Annotated in this window: 19 protein-coding genes and 1 riboswitch; of the genes, 8 read left to right on the forward strand and 11 right to left on the reverse strand. The window is 37.1% G+C overall.

Annotation, left to right across the window (positions count from 1 at the left end):
* The first annotated feature begins 6 nt into the window (after positions 1–6).
* On the forward strand, positions 7–576 hold the full coding sequence (locus NSQ95_RS15440; RefSeq protein ID WP_340882286.1) for a carbonic anhydrase: 570 nt from the start codon (positions 7–9) through the stop codon (positions 574–576).
* 167 nt (positions 577–743) lie between these two features.
* Here NSQ95_RS15440 and NSQ95_RS15445 read toward each other — a convergent pair whose 3' ends face one another.
* Together NSQ95_RS15445 and NSQ95_RS15450 are read right to left on the reverse strand one after the other, a co-directional pair.
* A complete protein-coding gene (locus NSQ95_RS15445; protein WP_342559905.1) occupies positions 744–1,286 on the reverse strand; it encodes a GNAT family protein in 543 nt (180 codons plus the stop codon).
* 6 nt (positions 1,287–1,292) lie between these two features.
* Complete coding sequence (locus NSQ95_RS15450; RefSeq protein WP_342559906.1) at positions 1,293–3,095, reverse strand: M3 family oligoendopeptidase; 1,803 nt, start codon at positions 3,093–3,095, stop codon at positions 1,293–1,295.
* A 157-nt stretch (positions 3,096–3,252) separates the two neighbouring features.
* Here NSQ95_RS15450 and NSQ95_RS15455 point away from each other — a divergent pair, with 157 nt between their 5' ends.
* A complete protein-coding gene (locus NSQ95_RS15455; RefSeq protein WP_340882282.1) occupies positions 3,253–3,981 on the forward strand; it encodes a tryptophan-rich sensory protein in 729 nt (242 codons plus the stop codon).
* Positions 3,982–4,000: 19 nt separating this feature from the next.
* On the opposite strand, the gene map is transcribed toward NSQ95_RS15455, so the two are convergent.
* Positions 4,001–4,750 (reverse strand): type I methionyl aminopeptidase, encoded by a 750-nt coding sequence (gene map / locus NSQ95_RS15460; protein ID WP_342559907.1) that lies wholly within the window; start codon positions 4,748–4,750, stop codon positions 4,001–4,003.
* A gap of 51 nt (positions 4,751–4,801) precedes the next feature.
* Positions 4,802–5,380, reverse strand: a complete 579-nt coding sequence (gene thiT, locus NSQ95_RS15465) for an energy-coupled thiamine transporter ThiT (protein WP_340882277.1) — start codon at positions 5,378–5,380, stop codon at positions 4,802–4,804.
* Positions 5,381–5,442: 62 nt separating this feature from the next.
* A riboswitch (TPP riboswitch) is annotated at positions 5,443–5,534 on the reverse strand.
* A gap of 100 nt (positions 5,535–5,634) precedes the next feature.
* Between thiT and NSQ95_RS15470 the strand changes: the two genes are divergently transcribed.
* The gene (locus NSQ95_RS15470; RefSeq protein WP_342559908.1) at positions 5,635–6,699 is read left to right on the forward strand and encodes a M20/M25/M40 family metallo-hydrolase; all 1,065 of its coding nucleotides are present in this window, start codon (positions 5,635–5,637) and stop codon (positions 6,697–6,699) included.
* Positions 6,700–6,735: 36 nt separating this feature from the next.
* Positions 6,736–7,077, forward strand: a complete 342-nt coding sequence (locus NSQ95_RS15475; protein WP_340882273.1) for a DUF4870 domain-containing protein — start codon at positions 6,736–6,738, stop codon at positions 7,075–7,077.
* Between the two features lie 383 nt (positions 7,078–7,460).
* Here NSQ95_RS15475 and NSQ95_RS15480 read toward each other — a convergent pair whose 3' ends face one another.
* The 6 genes from NSQ95_RS15480 to NSQ95_RS15505 form a co-directional block, all read right to left on the reverse strand.
* Positions 7,461–8,363: an SGNH/GDSL hydrolase family protein gene (locus NSQ95_RS15480; protein ID WP_342559909.1), complete on the reverse strand. Its 903-nt coding sequence runs from the start codon at positions 8,361–8,363 to the stop codon at positions 7,461–7,463.
* A gap of 14 nt (positions 8,364–8,377) precedes the next feature.
* On the reverse strand, positions 8,378–9,607 hold the full coding sequence (locus tag NSQ95_RS15485) for an aminopeptidase (RefSeq protein ID WP_342559910.1): 1,230 nt from the start codon (positions 9,605–9,607) through the stop codon (positions 8,378–8,380).
* Positions 9,608–9,610: 3 nt separating this feature from the next.
* On the reverse strand, positions 9,611–10,762 hold the full coding sequence (locus tag NSQ95_RS15490; protein WP_342559911.1) for a DEAD/DEAH box helicase: 1,152 nt from the start codon (positions 10,760–10,762) through the stop codon (positions 9,611–9,613).
* Positions 10,763–10,872: 110 nt separating this feature from the next.
* Positions 10,873–11,034: a Fur-regulated basic protein FbpA gene (locus tag NSQ95_RS15495; RefSeq protein WP_169360728.1), complete on the reverse strand. Its 162-nt coding sequence runs from the start codon at positions 11,032–11,034 to the stop codon at positions 10,873–10,875.
* Between the two features lie 56 nt (positions 11,035–11,090).
* Positions 11,091–11,672, reverse strand: coding sequence for a VanZ family protein (locus NSQ95_RS15500; protein ID WP_342559912.1), 582 nt, complete (start codon positions 11,670–11,672; stop codon positions 11,091–11,093).
* Positions 11,673–12,389: an AAA family ATPase gene (locus NSQ95_RS15505; protein ID WP_340882264.1), complete on the reverse strand. Its 717-nt coding sequence runs from the start codon at positions 12,387–12,389 to the stop codon at positions 11,673–11,675.
* Between the two features lie 53 nt (positions 12,390–12,442).
* Here NSQ95_RS15505 and NSQ95_RS15510 point away from each other — a divergent pair, with 53 nt between their 5' ends.
* From NSQ95_RS15510 to NSQ95_RS15525, 4 genes are all read left to right on the forward strand, one after another.
* On the forward strand, positions 12,443–13,051 hold the full coding sequence (locus tag NSQ95_RS15510; RefSeq protein ID WP_340882262.1) for a DUF3298 and DUF4163 domain-containing protein: 609 nt from the start codon (positions 12,443–12,445) through the stop codon (positions 13,049–13,051).
* A 69-nt stretch (positions 13,052–13,120) separates the two neighbouring features.
* Positions 13,121–13,906, forward strand: coding sequence for an HAD family hydrolase (locus tag NSQ95_RS15515; protein WP_342559913.1), 786 nt, complete (start codon positions 13,121–13,123; stop codon positions 13,904–13,906).
* Between the two features lie 213 nt (positions 13,907–14,119).
* Positions 14,120–14,617 (forward strand): hypothetical protein, encoded by a 498-nt coding sequence (locus NSQ95_RS15520; protein WP_342559914.1) that lies wholly within the window; start codon positions 14,120–14,122, stop codon positions 14,615–14,617.
* A 73-nt stretch (positions 14,618–14,690) separates the two neighbouring features.
* The gene (locus NSQ95_RS15525) at positions 14,691–14,963 is read left to right on the forward strand and encodes a YesK family protein (RefSeq protein ID WP_342559915.1); all 273 of its coding nucleotides are present in this window, start codon (positions 14,691–14,693) and stop codon (positions 14,961–14,963) included.
* A gap of 135 nt (positions 14,964–15,098) precedes the next feature.
* Here the strand turns inward: NSQ95_RS15525 and NSQ95_RS15530 are convergent, their stop codons facing one another.
* Positions 15,099–16,199 carry a metallophosphoesterase gene (locus NSQ95_RS15530; RefSeq protein ID WP_342559916.1) on the reverse strand — a complete coding sequence of 367 codons (1,101 nt, stop codon included), beginning with the start codon at positions 16,197–16,199 and terminating at the stop codon, positions 15,099–15,101.
* Between the last annotated feature and the right edge of the window lie 52 nt (positions 16,200–16,251).

The following is a 16,251-nucleotide window of genomic DNA, read 5'->3' on the forward strand; positions in this document are numbered from 1 at the left end:
ATTACTATGCCAAGTTTAAACGACATACTAACCTATAACAAATCATTTGTAGAAAACAAGCTGTATGAACCTTATGTAACTACTAAGTTTCCTGATAAGCGAATAGTTATTCTTACTTGTATGGATACACGTTTAGTAGAAATGCTTCCTAAATCAATGAATCTTAAAAATGGAGATGTAAAAATCGTTAAAAGTGCAGGGGCTGTTATTAATCATCCATTTGGTGGTATTATGCGTAGCTTAATCGTTGCAGTTTACGAGCTTCAAGCAGATGAGATTTATGTAATTGGTCACCATGATTGTGGAATGAGCTCCATCCAAACAGATAAAATCCTTGAAAAAATGACAGCTCGTGGAGTAGATCCCTCTACTTTCAATGTGCTTAAAAACTCAGGTATTGAAGTAGAAGAATGGCTTGAAGGTTTTTCAGATGTGAAAGAAAGCGTCTTACATAGCGTTGAAATGATACGTAATCACCCCTTGATGATTTCTGAAATTCCAGTTCATGGACTAATTATCGATCCACATACAGGAAGACTAGATTTGGTAACAGACGGTAAAATCGACAAAAAATGATGTATTTCCCGGGAAATCGTCAAGTAGTAAGAGCTTGCCTATATGGTAGGCTCTTTTTTTGTATTGTAATAACAACTGCATATCTTAACTCTCCATTTTTCTTCCATATAAAAAAGCTGTTGGCAAACTAACTAAGGTAGTTTGCTAACAGACTTTTGTACTCCCTATTATTCTCCTCTTAAAGAGGAATACATATAGTGATCTTCCCATTTCCCATTAATGAATAACAGTTTACGTAGCAATCCTTCTCGAACAAACTTGTTATTCTCTAACACTTTGATAGAGCCAAAATTTCTAGGGGATACATAAGCTTCTATTCGATTTAATTGAACGTCATTAAAGCCAAATTGCTTTACTAGACGAACGGCCTCAGACGCAATTCCTTTACCAATTTGCTTTTGGTCAACCGAATAGCCAATTAAACCACTAGAAAACGGCATTCTTTTCAGGCTATAAAGTGAAATGCTGCCTATCAAAATATCTTGTTCATGAGAAAAAATACCAAAGCTATATTCCCTTTTTTCCTGCATGAGCATGATTGATTCACGAATCTTTTCTCTTTGGACGCTAGCAGTATAATATTCTTCTTGGTGTAATGGTTCAAAAACAGACCAGTACAACTTGTTGTCATAGACTAAATTTGCAAGAGCAGGTGCATCCTTTACATTTAAAGTCCTTAAGTAACAACTTGCTCCTTCTAGATAAATCAAGTACCGTCACCCTTTAGCGTTAGTTAATTGCAAAAACTCTTGAACGTCTTGAATACAAAGGTCAATTCCCTTCTTCCAAAACGCTTCTTTCGTTATATCCTCTTGTAAATGTTTCATCGCTAAATCCTCCACAGACATTACTGCTGTGTCCTGTAATAAAGCAATATACTTCTCCTCAAAACCAGATCCTTCTTCTTTTGCCTTTGAATATATACTTAAAGAAAATAAGTAGCCAAAGGTATAAGGGAAATTATAAAAAGGAACGCCTGTAATATAGAAGTGAAGCTTAGATGCCCAGAAATGCGGATGTACCGTGTCTAAAGCATCCCCATAGGCTTCTCTCTGAGCTTCTTCCATTAGTTCGTTCAACCGGTTTGCAGAAACAATGCCATCTTTTCGTTCCTCATAAAATCTAGTTTCAAACAAGAAGCGAGCGTGAATGTTCATAAAGAAAGCAACACTGCGTTGAATTTTATCTTCCAACAAAGCAATTTTCTCTTCTTCGGACTTTGCTTCGCGAACAGAGGCATCCGCCACTATCATTTCTGCAAAGGTAGATGCAGTTTCTGCTACTCCCATTGCATATCTCCGGTTCATCCAATGCACTGGTCTTAAAGCATATGAGTGGAATGCATGACCTAATTCATGCGCAAGTGTAGAAACATTTGACATGGAACCACTATAAGTCATAAATATACGGGATTCCTCTGACACAGGCATTCCTGTACAAAATCCACCCGGTCTCTTATTTGGACGATCTTCTGCTTCAATCCATCCATTTTCAAAAGCATTTCTTGAAAAGGCTTCTAGCTTCGGTCCAAACTCTTTAAAATGCTTTAGGATAAATTCCGCTCCTTGTTGGAACTCCATTTTTTCGGTAGACGCACTGATAGGTGCATCTAAATTATACCAATGCATCGCTTTTTCGCCTAGCATCTCCGATTTCCTATTTAAATATTCCACAAATGGTGCTTTATTTTTAGAGATTGCTCCCCACATTGCATCCAATGTATCTTGCTTCATACGATTGATGGCAAGAGGTTCTTCTAAAACAGATTCCCAGCCTCTTTTTTTATACGTAGCCAGACGGAAGCCAGCTAAGTGATTAAGCGTTTTCGCAAAAACTTCTTCTTTTTCAGTCCATACACTTTCTAACGCTTCAAAGGAATTTTTACGAATTTCAGCATTATCACTCGAGCTTAAGTTATCAGCTTGTCCTACCGAAAGTGTTCTTTCTTCCCCATCGATGGTCATTTTTATATGGATGTCCCCTACAAGCATGTTATATAGTTGACCCCATGCATCATAACCGTCTACTTCTAAGGTAGTTATTAAATCCTCTTCTTTTTCGGAAAGCATTTTACTCGCTTGCTCTCTCCATTCATTTAATATAAATTTAAATGGGGTTAATTCGTCCGTATTTAAAAGCTTTTCCCATACGGTAGATTCTGTCTTACTAAGCGTTTGTTGTATTGTAATCATTAATGAAGATAACCTTGCATACAATGAACCAACCTCGCCTTGTAAGAGCGTCGCTTTTTTATCTGTTGTATCCTGAGCTAGATAGCAGCCAATAACTGCCCCTGCTTCTGCTAAATGGACGGCTACATCTTTTAGTTCCTCGATTATTTGCCTAATTTGGTTAGACTCTTGAGCTGAGGCTGGGACAACTATTCCCTTAACATTTATTTCAAATATTTTTAGTTTTTCCTTAACTTTATCTAGGTGCTCGCGTAATTCAGTGGAGCTGCTACCACCAAGGAAAAATCGATCTAAATCCCACACGATTGGATAATTTTGTTTTAACATCTGAATATTCCCCCTATTTAAAAACTTTTACATTTTTCATTATATCATGAATTACTTTCTTAATTATTCATTTTTTTGTCACATAATTTCTATAATTGAATTTGTGTGCTCTTAGATTGAAAGGTATACTTATTAAATATAGAAGGAGGCGAATCTTTTGGTCAAAATAATCCTTTTGATTTGCGGTTATTTCGCAACAATCCTTGTTAATATACTTGCTAATACGTTACCTATTAATGGTCAAACGACTGGGGAAATCTCTGCTAGGATTCCAGCCCTCTTTACACCTGCTGGTTATGTATTTTCCATATGGATTGTCATTTATATACTATTAGCATTTTGGATATGGAATATTATAAGAGAATATAGAACCGAACAGAAGATTCCCTTACAAAGAGTATTATTATTTCTAGCGACTTGCGTATTTAATATTTCTTGGATTTTCCTATGGCATTACGAGCATTTTAGCTATGCTTTAATTACAATTTTAGCCTTGCTTTGGTCCTTATTCCTATTGTATTTAACTTACTCAAGTAATGAATCGAATTGGAAAAGAAGATTACCTATTTCCATTTATCTAGGTTGGATTTTTGTAGCTACTATAGCGAATCTTGATTATGTTTTGACATATTATGAGTTTAGCGGCTTTGGAATAACTACCTCTTTATGGGTGGTAATATTCTTAACTTTGGCGACTGCAATTGCCTTACACTTTAGATACCATTTTGATGATCGTGCTATCGTTTTAGTCTTTATATGGGCCTTCATCGGTATTGCTGTGCGTCATAATGTCAACGAATTATTAATATCTGCTGCTTCCCTCTTCTTAAGCGCTGTTTTAGTAGCTGGAATATTATTTATAAAAAAAACGCCAACGAAAAGTTAATTTCGTTAGCGTTTTTTATTTAATCTATTTTAGTTAAAATGATTGGTTGGTCTTTTGTAACGATAACTGTATGCTCGATTTGAGCAACTAAAGATTTATCTGGAGTAACAAATGTCCAGCCGTCTCCAGATTCAACGATATGTTCTGCTTTTTCGGAAATGAAAGGCTCTACTGCTAAAACCATGCCTTCTTTTAAAATGGTGGATTCCCATGCATCATAATAATTCAACACATGCTGAGGTGCTTCATGCAAGGATTTCCCAATACCGTGACCTGTTAGGTTCATGATGACATGTAGACCATTTTCCTTCGCTTCTCTCTCCACTGCCTTACCTATTTGGTTAAGACGAGAACCAGCTTTTACTTTAGTCATAGCACGATTAAATGCGCTTTCTGCAACCTGACAAAGCTTTTCCTTATCCTCGTAGCCATCTCCAACTACAAACGATATTCCAGTATCTGCGAAGAATCCTTCGTATGAACCGGAAACATCAATATTTACAAGGTCTCCTTCTTTAATCACTCGAGAGCCTGGAATTCCATGTGCAACTTCTTCATTGACACTTATGCAAGTATACCCTGGGAAATCATACTCACCCATTGGTCCAGAAACAGCGCCTTTTTCTTTAAATAGCTTACCGCCTATTTCATCAAGCTCTTTAGTAGTCACGCCGGGTTTTGTTGCCGCCTTCATCGCATCTCTAACCTCAGCTACAATGTGACCAATTTTTTTTAACATCTCTAATTCTTCATTTGTCTTTACTATCATCTTTACAAGATCCCTTCTTCACTTAGATGTATGAATATCATATCATATATCTTATGACTTCGGGAGTAATAGGCGCGGGGCTTTTACGAATAGTATGGAACATATAAAAGCTGCAAATAGAAATACTGGTATCATATAAGTAGAATTATAAACTAATGAATACACAATTACATTTTGACCCTCAGCAAATTCCCCAAAGAATAATATTCCCGATAACACATGGGCTAAATAACGTAAAAAGGAAGCGATAAGAGCACCTAACACAATCGCTATCGTCATTTTTTTCTTATTTAGATTTTCATATGCTTTAATATATGCTGGTCTTAATAGTCCTGCAAGTCCTGCAACCATAAATGCTATAAAATAATCAATACCTACTTGCATAATTACTATTTCAAATGATAGCGGTGCTGGATAAAAGCGTCCTGTCACCACCTGCAATAAGCCTATTAAAAAGCCTGTCACTATACCTGCCACTACACCTCGACGAAAGGCAATTAATATTATTGGAACAAGAACAAATGTAACACTGCCTCCCTGTGGCATACCAAATCCAATTAAATCTAATACATAGCCTAATGCTGCAAAAATAGCAATCTCCACGAGTAACACAACACGTTGATTTCCCATTGTAATCCCCTTTTTTGACCACAAAAAAACGCCGAAGGGACAGAGCCAGACATCGCGCGATTGCCAGTTTCCATCCACATCCCTACGCAAGTATGAACTTACAGGTTCTAAGGGTACTATCTCAGCCGCTCTTGCGACGCCCCTTGTGGTTTCGAATTTATTTTATTTGAGTTCATTGTAGCCGATAGGTGTTTAGAATGCAACCCCGATTGGTATTATATAATAATACAAATTTATTATTAGGGGTGTAATAGTTGATTAATTTACTTACGGATTTAATTAAAATAAAGAGTGATGATTTGAAAGGTGCAAATGAGGCACTGCTATACTGTAAGAATTGGCTCGAAAAACGAGGAGTTACGACAAAGACGTATGAGCTAAACAACAAACTAATGCTTGTAGCTGAAATTGGGAAAGGTGAAGAAACAATTATCTGGAACGGCCATATTGACGTAGTTCCAGGAAGCCCGGAACAATTTGAACCAAAAATTGAGGAAGATCGACTATATGGACGTGGTTCGGCAGATATGAAGGCTGGTGTTGCAGCGATGATGGAGGCTTTCTCGATTCTTTCACAGCAGCAAGATTTACTTACGAAAAAAGTACAGCTACACATAGCTACTGATGAAGAAACCGGAGGAAAAACATCAAAGCATTTAGTTGAACAGGGACACCACGGCGACTTTGTTATTTGTGGAGAGCCCACTCATGTTAATATAGGCCTTCAAGCAAAGGGTATATTACAATGGGATATCCACCTAAAAGGTAAATCTGCTCATGGAAGCCGTCCGTGGGAAGGAGTAAATGCAATTGAAAAAGCCATGCTATTTGATCAAGACCTAAGAAAATGCTCTTTCATGCATGCAAGTAATGAATATTATGAATATCCTTCTCTAAATTTGGCAAAAATAGAAGGAGGAGACCGATATAATATGGTACCAGACGAATGTATCATAAGTTATTCTTTAAGGTTTGTTCCTGGACAAGATGTGGAGGAAATCTCCAAAGAGTTAAGAGAACTTTTAGAGAAATACCCTGGCAGTGAAATACATTTCCAAGGTCATACTCCAGCTATTACTAATAAAGAAGATGATAAGTATATACAGAAGCTTTTAGCTACTTGTAACTCTATCAGACAAACTCCAACTACCCTATTCGGACAGCATGGTGCTGCAGATACTCGTTATTATGCAGCGAAGGGTGCGGTAGCCATAGAGTTCGGGCCAAGCGGCTCTGATTGGCACGGCGATCAGGAATCGGTTTCTATTTCATCCGTTGAGGAATATAAAGACATACTTGTTAAGTTTGTCTTAGACTAATTAAAAAAGTAGCGAGAATATGTGAGGAGACCATGTATGGATACCAATAAAATTTTAAGTGCATCAACCTATTTTTCTATTTTATTTGCTCCCTTTATTCTTCCAATAATTGTTTACTTCCTTACAACAGATAAAGGGGTAAAATACCATGCAAAAAGGTCTTTAATCTCACATATTATTCCTACTATTTTCTTTGTGCTTCTTATGTTAGCAGTATTTGCAAACTTTTCCCCACTTAGTTATACAGGCGACACAACAAACATGTGGTCTAGCATGACTACAGCATTAATTTTTATGGGCTTATATACGTTGATTAATATAGTTCTGTTCATTTGGAACATTGTCCAAGGAATCAAGGTATTGCGTCATGATGTTTAATTGCTTCTAGAATGGGAATAAGATAAGTATAGAAAAGCAAGGAGCGGATTGATTATGAAAGTAGGCAGATTAGTAAAGTCAGCTATTAAATGGGCACCAGTAGTATATCCTATTGTTCGTAAAGTATTGAAATCGAAAAAAACAGTAAAGCGCTGAACTTTTTAAGCTAAAGCTATATAAAAGAAATTAAAGACTGAAGACAAACTCAAAGATATTTGAATTTGTCTTCAGTCTTTTACCATTTTTGGTTAGCTTCTGCAATAGCAGAGACTACAAAAAAGAGCCGCCAATTTTATGAGCAACAAAATTGGCGGCTCTTGAAGTTCTCAGCTAATTTGATTGCTGATATTCCTTTTAAGGATATTAAATTTGAGCAATGTTACTTATGATAAAATACGTTGCAAGACCATAGCTATATAATTACCGTTTGTAAACGATAGATAGCGATTAATTGGCAATGCATTTGCCTGCGTTTGCGTTGAACCATTATTACTTTGATTTCTATTTTCTATAAGCTCTTCAAAGGTTAACGGATTAGGCTTAGGCAATTCGTGCTCATACACAAGCATACGGGAATTGTACATACTAAAGAATGAGTTAGCCATTTGACGGTAGCCTTCTAGGGTAGGATGAACATCACCAACACTTGGTACCAATTCTTTTTCTTTCCCATCGAAAGACTCTTTCACTGAGATGTATGTTGCTCCATTTTGCTCTGCTACAGTTTGTAGAATCGTATGGAGCTTATCTAACTCTTTGCCGACACCTTCTTTTTGAGACTCATGCACATGAGGGTACGCAAAATAGTATCCCATCACGTATATTTTAGCCTTAGGTGCAGTAGCTTGAACTTCTTTTATGATTTCTTGCATATTTTTTCTAACATTATTTAGTGCAAAATTAGCGGAAACTTGTGAGTAAGCGACCATCCCACTCGCAGGCTTAACCTGTACTAGCCTCAACAAATCGTTAGCCCCTGCAGAGATGGTAACAAGTGTGGCATTTGCCAGAAGTTCCTTCGCTTCAGTTGACTGAACGGTTTTTAAGACATCACTAGTTGTATATCCTGGAAATGCTAGTCCTTTAGAGTAGAATCCAAGCAGATTGGCTCGCTTTAACTCTTGTGATATTAAGTCCGTATATCCTGCATCAATTGCCATATTTGGTGTTTGACCCGCGGCAAGTGAATCACCTAAAGGAATATAAACCTCTGGCGACTTTGCCTCTACTGCATACACAGGAGATAAAACTAAAAGAATCATAAGTAAACTTATCCATCTTTTCACTGAAGATCAGCTCCTTAAAATGCCCATGCACCTTTAATAAAGATTGGTTCCTTCGTTCCATCTGCTAATTCGCCTGTTATATCCATACCTGCACTTCCGATCATAAAGTCTTCATGGACGATAGAAGTGTTAATACCCATTCTTTCTAATTCCTCTGCTGTTAAACCTCTAGCTCCCTCTACACACGTCGGGTATGCTTCTCCGATAGCAAAGTGATTCGAGGCATTTTCATCAAACAAAGTGTTGAAAAACAATACATTAGATGCTGAAATAGGCGATTCATGTGGAACCAATGCGATTTCACCTAAATATTTTGCGCCCTCATCCGTTTGAATAAGCTCTTGCAGAAGCTTCTCACCAGAAGCTGCCTGAACCTTAACAATCTCACCATCTTTAAATGTCAATTTGAAGCCATCAATCACGTTCCCTTGGTAGACAAAAGGCTTAGTATTGCTTACAAAACCGTTCACACCAGTTTTGAGTGGCGCAGTGTAAACCTCCTCAGTAGGCATATTAGCGATAAATGGTACTGCTTGAGCGTTTTTACTAGCTCCAGATTGCCAGATGTGTTCTTTTGGCAATTCCACTTCAATATCTGTACCTTCTGCCTTGTAATGCAGTTTTTTATATCTTTTCTCATTCAATAATGCTGCACGTGACTCTAAATTATTAATATGCTCCTGCCATTGCTGAACCGCAGTTCCTTTTCCAATGCGCACTACTTTGAAAATAAGCTCCCATAATGCATCCATTTGGTCTGTTTCGTTTAGGTTAGGAAATACCTTTGCTGCCCATTTTTTAGAAGGCATTGCTACAATCGACCAAGTAATCACGTCATTCATTACCGCCTTGCGGTAATTTTCTAATGCCTTACCTGAAGCCTTTTGATAGTTGGAAATCCGATCTATCGCAACTCCCTCTAGCAAATCTGGATTATCTGCATCAATCCATAACAAGGCCCCTTTATTTTCAATTAATTCATCCCGCTGTGCAACCACCCATTTTGGGACTTCATGAAATGCTTCATCAGGTGCCATATCATAAAACAATCTTGCATTTACTTCATCTGTATAATTGACCTCAACCCTTTTTGCTCCTGCTTCATATGCCTTTTTAACAATCAGTCTTGTAAAATCGATCGTATCCGTAGTGGTATTAATTAAAAGCGGTTGTCCCTTCTGAATGTTCAAGCCAACCTTAACAACTAACTCAGCATATTCCTCTAGATTTTGTTGGAACCCCATTACTTACTTCCCCTTTTTATCGATCGTTTTGGATGAACCTTCTATTAATTCACCACGATACCATATTTTTTGAACGGCTTTACCCGGAATGTCTTTTGTCCATTTTTTATAGGTTTTTTCATCGTTATATGATAAAAGTGTTAAAACTTCTCCATTTTTGCCTGCTCGTCCCGTACGTCCTGAACGATGTAGGTACTGTTCAATAGAATGTGGAACATCTACATGAATGACGTGTGTAAGTCCAGAAATATCTAATCCTCTAGCTGCAACATCCGTCGCTATTAAGATACTCACTTTTCCATTTTTAAAATCGTCTAGCGCTTTTTTACGTTCCTCTTTTTTCATCTCCGAATGCAAGGAAACGATAGGTGCATCTCTGTAGGATAGCTTATAATCCTTCATTAGCAACTGATCTAAGCTATTAACAAATGCTAGCCCTCTCATGCCTGGTAGGTGAGACAGCTTTCTTAAAAGCTCCGTTTTGTCTCTAGTTTCTGTTTTAACAAAGCTATGGATGACTTCGCCTTTAGCTGGTACTTCCTCAGCTGTCACATGGATTCGGACAGGCTCCTTCATCATACGCTCTGCAACTAGCTCTATTTCCTCAGTGATCGTAGCAGAGGTTACGACAAGCTGTCTTTCAACAGTCGCATCTATTAAACCCTTTACAGTTGTACGATGCTCTCTGCTTAGGAGCTGGTCTCCCTCGTCTAATACGATTGTATTAATTTCATGCATTTTCAGCTTTTTCACTTTTACAAGCTCCTGCAGCCTACCTGGTGTTCCAACTACAATATTTGGTTTTTTCTTTAATCCTTCAATTTGACGATTAATATTCGCTCCACCGATTAATTGAGCTACAGAGACACCCGTTCCTGTAGCCCATTCTCTAAATACCTCTACAATTTGCATCCCTAATTCTTGTGAAGGGACTACGACTAGCGCTTGTATCTGTTTCTTAGAAGGATCAACCTTTTGTAGTAAAGGAAGAACGTAAGCCAATGTCTTACCTGTTCCTGTCGGGGACTCTGCTACTATATCTGAACCGTTAAGCATATGCGGGATTAGTTGGGTTTGGATAGGCATTTCAAATGCAAATTCAGCCTCTGCCCATTTTTTTTGTAATGTTTCATTTAAATTCTGTATAACTGTCAAGTTTTTCTCCACCTCATCTGTGTTTGAATCAAGTGTACCACATTTTTATTATCGACCATTAGCCATATAAGTAGATTAATGCAATTAAAAAAAGTGCCTTTTAATAGGCACTAATTTGTTTGTTTCTCATCATTTATATATTGCTTCATTAATTGATAAAAATTCAGTTCATATAATTGTTTTCCATCAATTTTAAAAACACCTTTGTTTACTAAATCCTCTATAATATTGTCTCTTCTTTTTTCTGTTTGTGTGTCCTTCTGTATCATCATTCTTGATGTCTCCTTGCTTTATACTGTCCGTTTCATATTTACCCAAACCGGAACCATTATAAACTCGTAGGTTGAATTTTTTTGAACACCCTACAAAAAGCAGGGAATTTCCTTTTAATAATTAGATAAAAAATATATCCTACTAGCGCTCCTAAGCTATTTAACCAAAGGTCATCTACGTCACTACTTCTATTTTGTGGAATCTGTACGATTTCTATAAATAGCGAAATAAAGAAGCCAATGAGTACAGGAAAGGGAAAAATCTCCATACGTCTAAAAAGAAGTGGAAAAAGAAAACCTAGTGGTACAAACAGAGCAATATTGCCAAGGAAGTTAATATAAAAGGGTTCCCAATACCCTAAGTAAATAATAGCATTCCAAGTTTCCTCTATTACTCGAAATAATTCTAAGTTTATACTGTGCACATATGCTTGCTCCTCTTTAGGCTTTGGAACAATAGTCTGTGAAAATAATCCCACTAATACAGCAATCAGAAATAGCACGCCAAGCTCGTAGAACCCTTCCCTTAAATGAAAACCACGCCTTTTCCATCTGATTAGCCGCCAAATAATCAGGACCGGTAAAAAAATCATAATTGCATAAAGCATCTCATCTAGATAATCTAAAATCACTGGCATCTAATCACCTTCCAATAACTCTTTTAAAAATTTCTCCCGGTGATCTAGAAAATATTTAGTTGTTTGATAATGTGCTGTTTGCTCATATTCCACTTCTTCTATTTCTCCGTCATCAAAGCTAAGAATTGTCGCTTCTGGAAAACCTAAAATTATCGGCGAATGTGTAGCAATAATAAATTGGCAATCCTCTTCCTGAACTAAATCATACATTATCTTTAAAAAGGCCAACTGTCTTTGCGGGGAAAGTGCTGCCTCTGGCTCGTCCAATAAATAAATAGCTCTCCCATTAAAACGATGCAAAAATAAGGATAAAAATGATTCACCATGTGATTGCTCATGAAGTGATTTCCCACCATAGGATCCAATACTTTCACTTTCCGTTACGTGGGATGCAAATTGGTAGAAGGTCTCAGCTCTTAAAAAGAAGCCATTGGTCACCTTTGGCATCCAAGAGAGCTTCAAATGTTTTCCTAATGCACTCTCTGCAGCATCTACCTCATAGTAGTTGTTTCTTCCTCCGCCTGCAGTATTAAACTCACATTGATCTGCGATTGCTTCTAATAGAGTCGATTTCCCTGTGCCATTTTCACCTACAAAGAAGGTGACGCTATTTGTTATTTCAAGTTCCCTAAATTTTTGGATAGTAGGTATAGTAAAGGGGTATTCTTCCCTTAATATGTTCTCATCAGTTCTCATCATCACTTTTTTTAAAAACATATGAAACTCCTTTCATTCATATAATTACTATTATGTTTGAAAGGTTGTGAACAGTGGATTTTCCAGTTTGCGTTACAAACAAAAACATTACCCATTCAAAACCTAACATTTCTGTTAATTATCCTCATATTACTAACTTACCTCATTCTTTAACAGAAAAAAAGATTAATGGAGATATTGTTTCTCTTTTAAATAATTTACTCATTGAACAGGGCTTTTATAATGAGTCATTAGTGGAGATGGTAGGAACTTATGAAATTAAGACAAACGAGCGAAATATTTTAAGTCTAAGTCTTACCGTTTATTCCTTTACAGGTGGTGCTCATGGTTTAACTATTACCAAGTCATTAACCTTTGATGTTACGACTGGCAAGCAATATGCATTAAAAGACTTGTTCAATCCAAATAGCAATTATGTAGAAAAGCTTTCTCAAATTATTTCGAAGAAAATAGAAGCCTGGGATGTTCCTCTTTTAGAAGATTTCACTACTATCAGACCCGATCAGGATTACTATCTGGCGGATCATACTATCGTCATATACTTTCAACTTTATGAAATTACCCCTTATGTATATGGTTTTCCATACTTCCCTATTCCGATTAAATCAATTGAAGATATTATTCGCACAGAAGGCCCGCTCAATACATTATTAACATTTTAACTAACGGTAGTGACATACATCCCTTTACTGAGGTAAAGTAATAAGTAAGTTAGTGGAGGGGGTACATAGATGAAGAAAAAGGCTGTATTTTTTGATTTGGACGACACCTTACTATGGGACAAGAAAAGCGTAGAAACGGCTTTTCAGAAAACCTGTGATTATGCTGCTGCAAAGGCTGGCGTAAATTCTGAAGAGCTCGAAAAATCCGTTCGTGATTCTGCAAGCCAGTTATATGATTCATATGAAACACGTCCATTCACCCAAATGATTGGTATTAATCCTTTTGAAGGACTATGGGGTACATTTGATGATCCAGGTGAAGATTTTCAAAAGATGAAGCTACTAATTGCAGACTATCAACAACATGCTTGGACACAAGGCTTACAAAAGCTTGGCATCGAGGATGAGACCCTTGGAAAGGAACTAGCAAGTTATTTTCCACGTATGCGCAAGGAAAGCCCTTTTGTATATGAAGAAACATTTGAAGTACTAGACATATTAAAGAATAACTATACGCTACTACTAATGACAAATGGCTCGCCAAGCCTGCAAAACACAAAGCTTGAAATTACTCCAGAAATTTCACCATACTTCGATCATATTATAATCTCTGGAGCATTCGGAAAGGGAAAACCAGATCCATCTATTTTTAAGCATGCCCTTGAGCTCGTTTCAGTTAGCAAGGAAGAAGCATTAATGGTTGGAGACAATTTAATGACCGATATCCTTGGAGCATCTCGTGCGGGTATTCAATCCGTATGGATTAATCGTGAAGCTAAGCAGGTATCGGAGGAAGTTCAGCCTACGTATACTATTAAAAGTTTACATGATCTACTTAATATATTAGAACAATAATTATATAATTTATTATTTTAAATTAGGCAAGAATGCTGTTAAATCAGCACTCTTGCCTTTTAATAGTTTGCTTATATAATGCTACTATAGAAAATTATTTCAGAAATACTCCACTCGTTTATTTTCAGGTAAACCTTTGAATTGGATATTTATGTTAAAATAAGAATTATGGTCCTAAAAGAGTATATACTCGAAAGGGAGAAGGATATTATTTTGAAGAAGATAGTTGGAGCTGTAGTACTTACTTTTACATTGCCAATCGTTGCATTTGTAATATTTATTTATTATGTTTTATACACTTGGGAAATGGAAAACCAAGGAGAGTTTAGAGATTATGATAAAGGAGTTACTATAGAGGTTAATAATTTGAGTAATCAAGATCTCTCTAATTTAATTTTTTCATATAGTGCCACTTACGGAGTCTTTGAAGAGGTCGGGACGATAAAAAGTCTTAAAGCTGGAGAGTCAGCCCAAATTACTGGAAGCAGCAAAGAGATTAAATCAAGTGATACAAGCTTGTATTTGCATTACTACATTGATAACGGTGGAAAAGCGGAAGAGAGTTTAGCTTATTATAATACAAGGGAACCATCAAAAGCAGTAGTTGTTTTAACGATACATGAAGTAGAACCCATTGGATTTTTAAAGTTCGAATTTAGCGGATACAATGGCTGGTCGCGATATGGTCCCATTAAAGTTAACTATGAATAAATCAAGTTAAGATGAAATTTTTCAAGTAAAAATCTTAGGTATTTTGCGGAAAAACTTCACAGGAGGTAATTAAATGGATGCTTTGATGTTAGAAGGATGGACTCCTATATTGCTTTGCGGCATTGTGTTTGCAATTGGTATGTTCATAATATCTCGTAAAGTTTCAAGAAAATCTTTATTTTCTACTTCTACTGTATTAAGTATGATGTGCATTGGGGTAATTATTTTTAGCGTAATTGGAGTTGGTGGTTGGGAAGGTATGGGAATCGGCTTATTTACAATCAGTATATTAATAGGAATATGGGTAGGTACTGGTATTGGATTTATTTCAGGGAGTTCAAATTAATAAAGTAGAATTTATTCGCCTCCCTCTCTCGTGTGGTGAGCAATAAGCCTTAACCCATCGTTTACGTCGATGGCCTCTCTAGACTTATTGCCCCTTCTATTTGGAATGTCACTTTGCAGCTTGGAACGGCACCATTTATTCAAACTCGATTTGTATCATCACTATCTCTGAGCGTGTACCAATCCGAATCGGCGGACCCCAAAAGCCAAAACCGGATGTCACAACAGAATGCATCGTTTCCTTTTGCAGATGTCCCCAATCATTTTCATAAATAGCACTAGTAATTAAATTGCCTGGGAAGACTTGTCCCCCATGCGTATGACCTGACACCATCAAGTCAATGCCTTGCTGCTGTGCAATATCAAGCTCATATGGCTGGTGATCCAATAAAATAGTTGGATTTGAAAGGTTCACATCATCCATCAGTGAATCTAAAGGTAACCTGTCCTTGTCGATGCGGTCTTTTCGACCAATGAGCGTAAATTTCCCTTGAACCTCTACTATATCATCGTAAAGTATATTGATTCCGCTGTTCTCCAATGCATCTATTAGTTCCTGCATGGTACCGTCATGCCTATCATGATTGCCAAGCGATGCATAAACTCCGTAAGGTGCATCAAGCTTAGATAATATCTGATCTATTCTCTGATCAAAAAATGGTTGAATATCATCATCAAAGAGATCACCAGGTAGTAAGATTATATCTGGATTGAGTGCATTGATTTCCTTAACTAACCGCTCAGCGTGACTTTTACCAGACAGCAAACCAAAGTGTGTATCTGCCGCCATGGCAATATGAAGACCATCCAGATTTGAGGAGCCTTTTGCTATCTTAATATCATAGTCGCGAACAACTGGACTGTATGCGTTATATGTGCCGTATGCTAGAAAAAATACAACTAGACCCAAAGTGACGAAACCAGCCCACTTTTGTGTCCCGTGTCTCGGTAGCCTGGTATAACGCAGTAGCATAACTGTTATATGAGCAAGAGGAACTATTAGCAACAGTAAATAAAAGCAGGCCATCCAGTAAGCACCCACAATATTTATAAAGGTGATTCCCGATGTAAAACCGACAATTAAAGAGCTGGCTGCCAGTACTACGATGAAGCTGTAAATTAATTTGAAGCGGCGACTTGACGATTCCGGACGGAGCCAGCGATATCCCCGCCAGCCAATATAATAGACTAGACCGCCATAAAGCAGCAATGTGATGATGAGAATTAGGATGACCATATGTATGAGCTAGACTCCTTTTTATTATGCTAGATTTAGAACTTCTCTCCTC

Source organism: Psychrobacillus sp. FSL W7-1457 (assembly GCF_038593405.1).
In the GTDB taxonomy this organism is placed as follows: domain Bacteria; phylum Bacillota; class Bacilli; order Bacillales_A; family Planococcaceae; genus Psychrobacillus.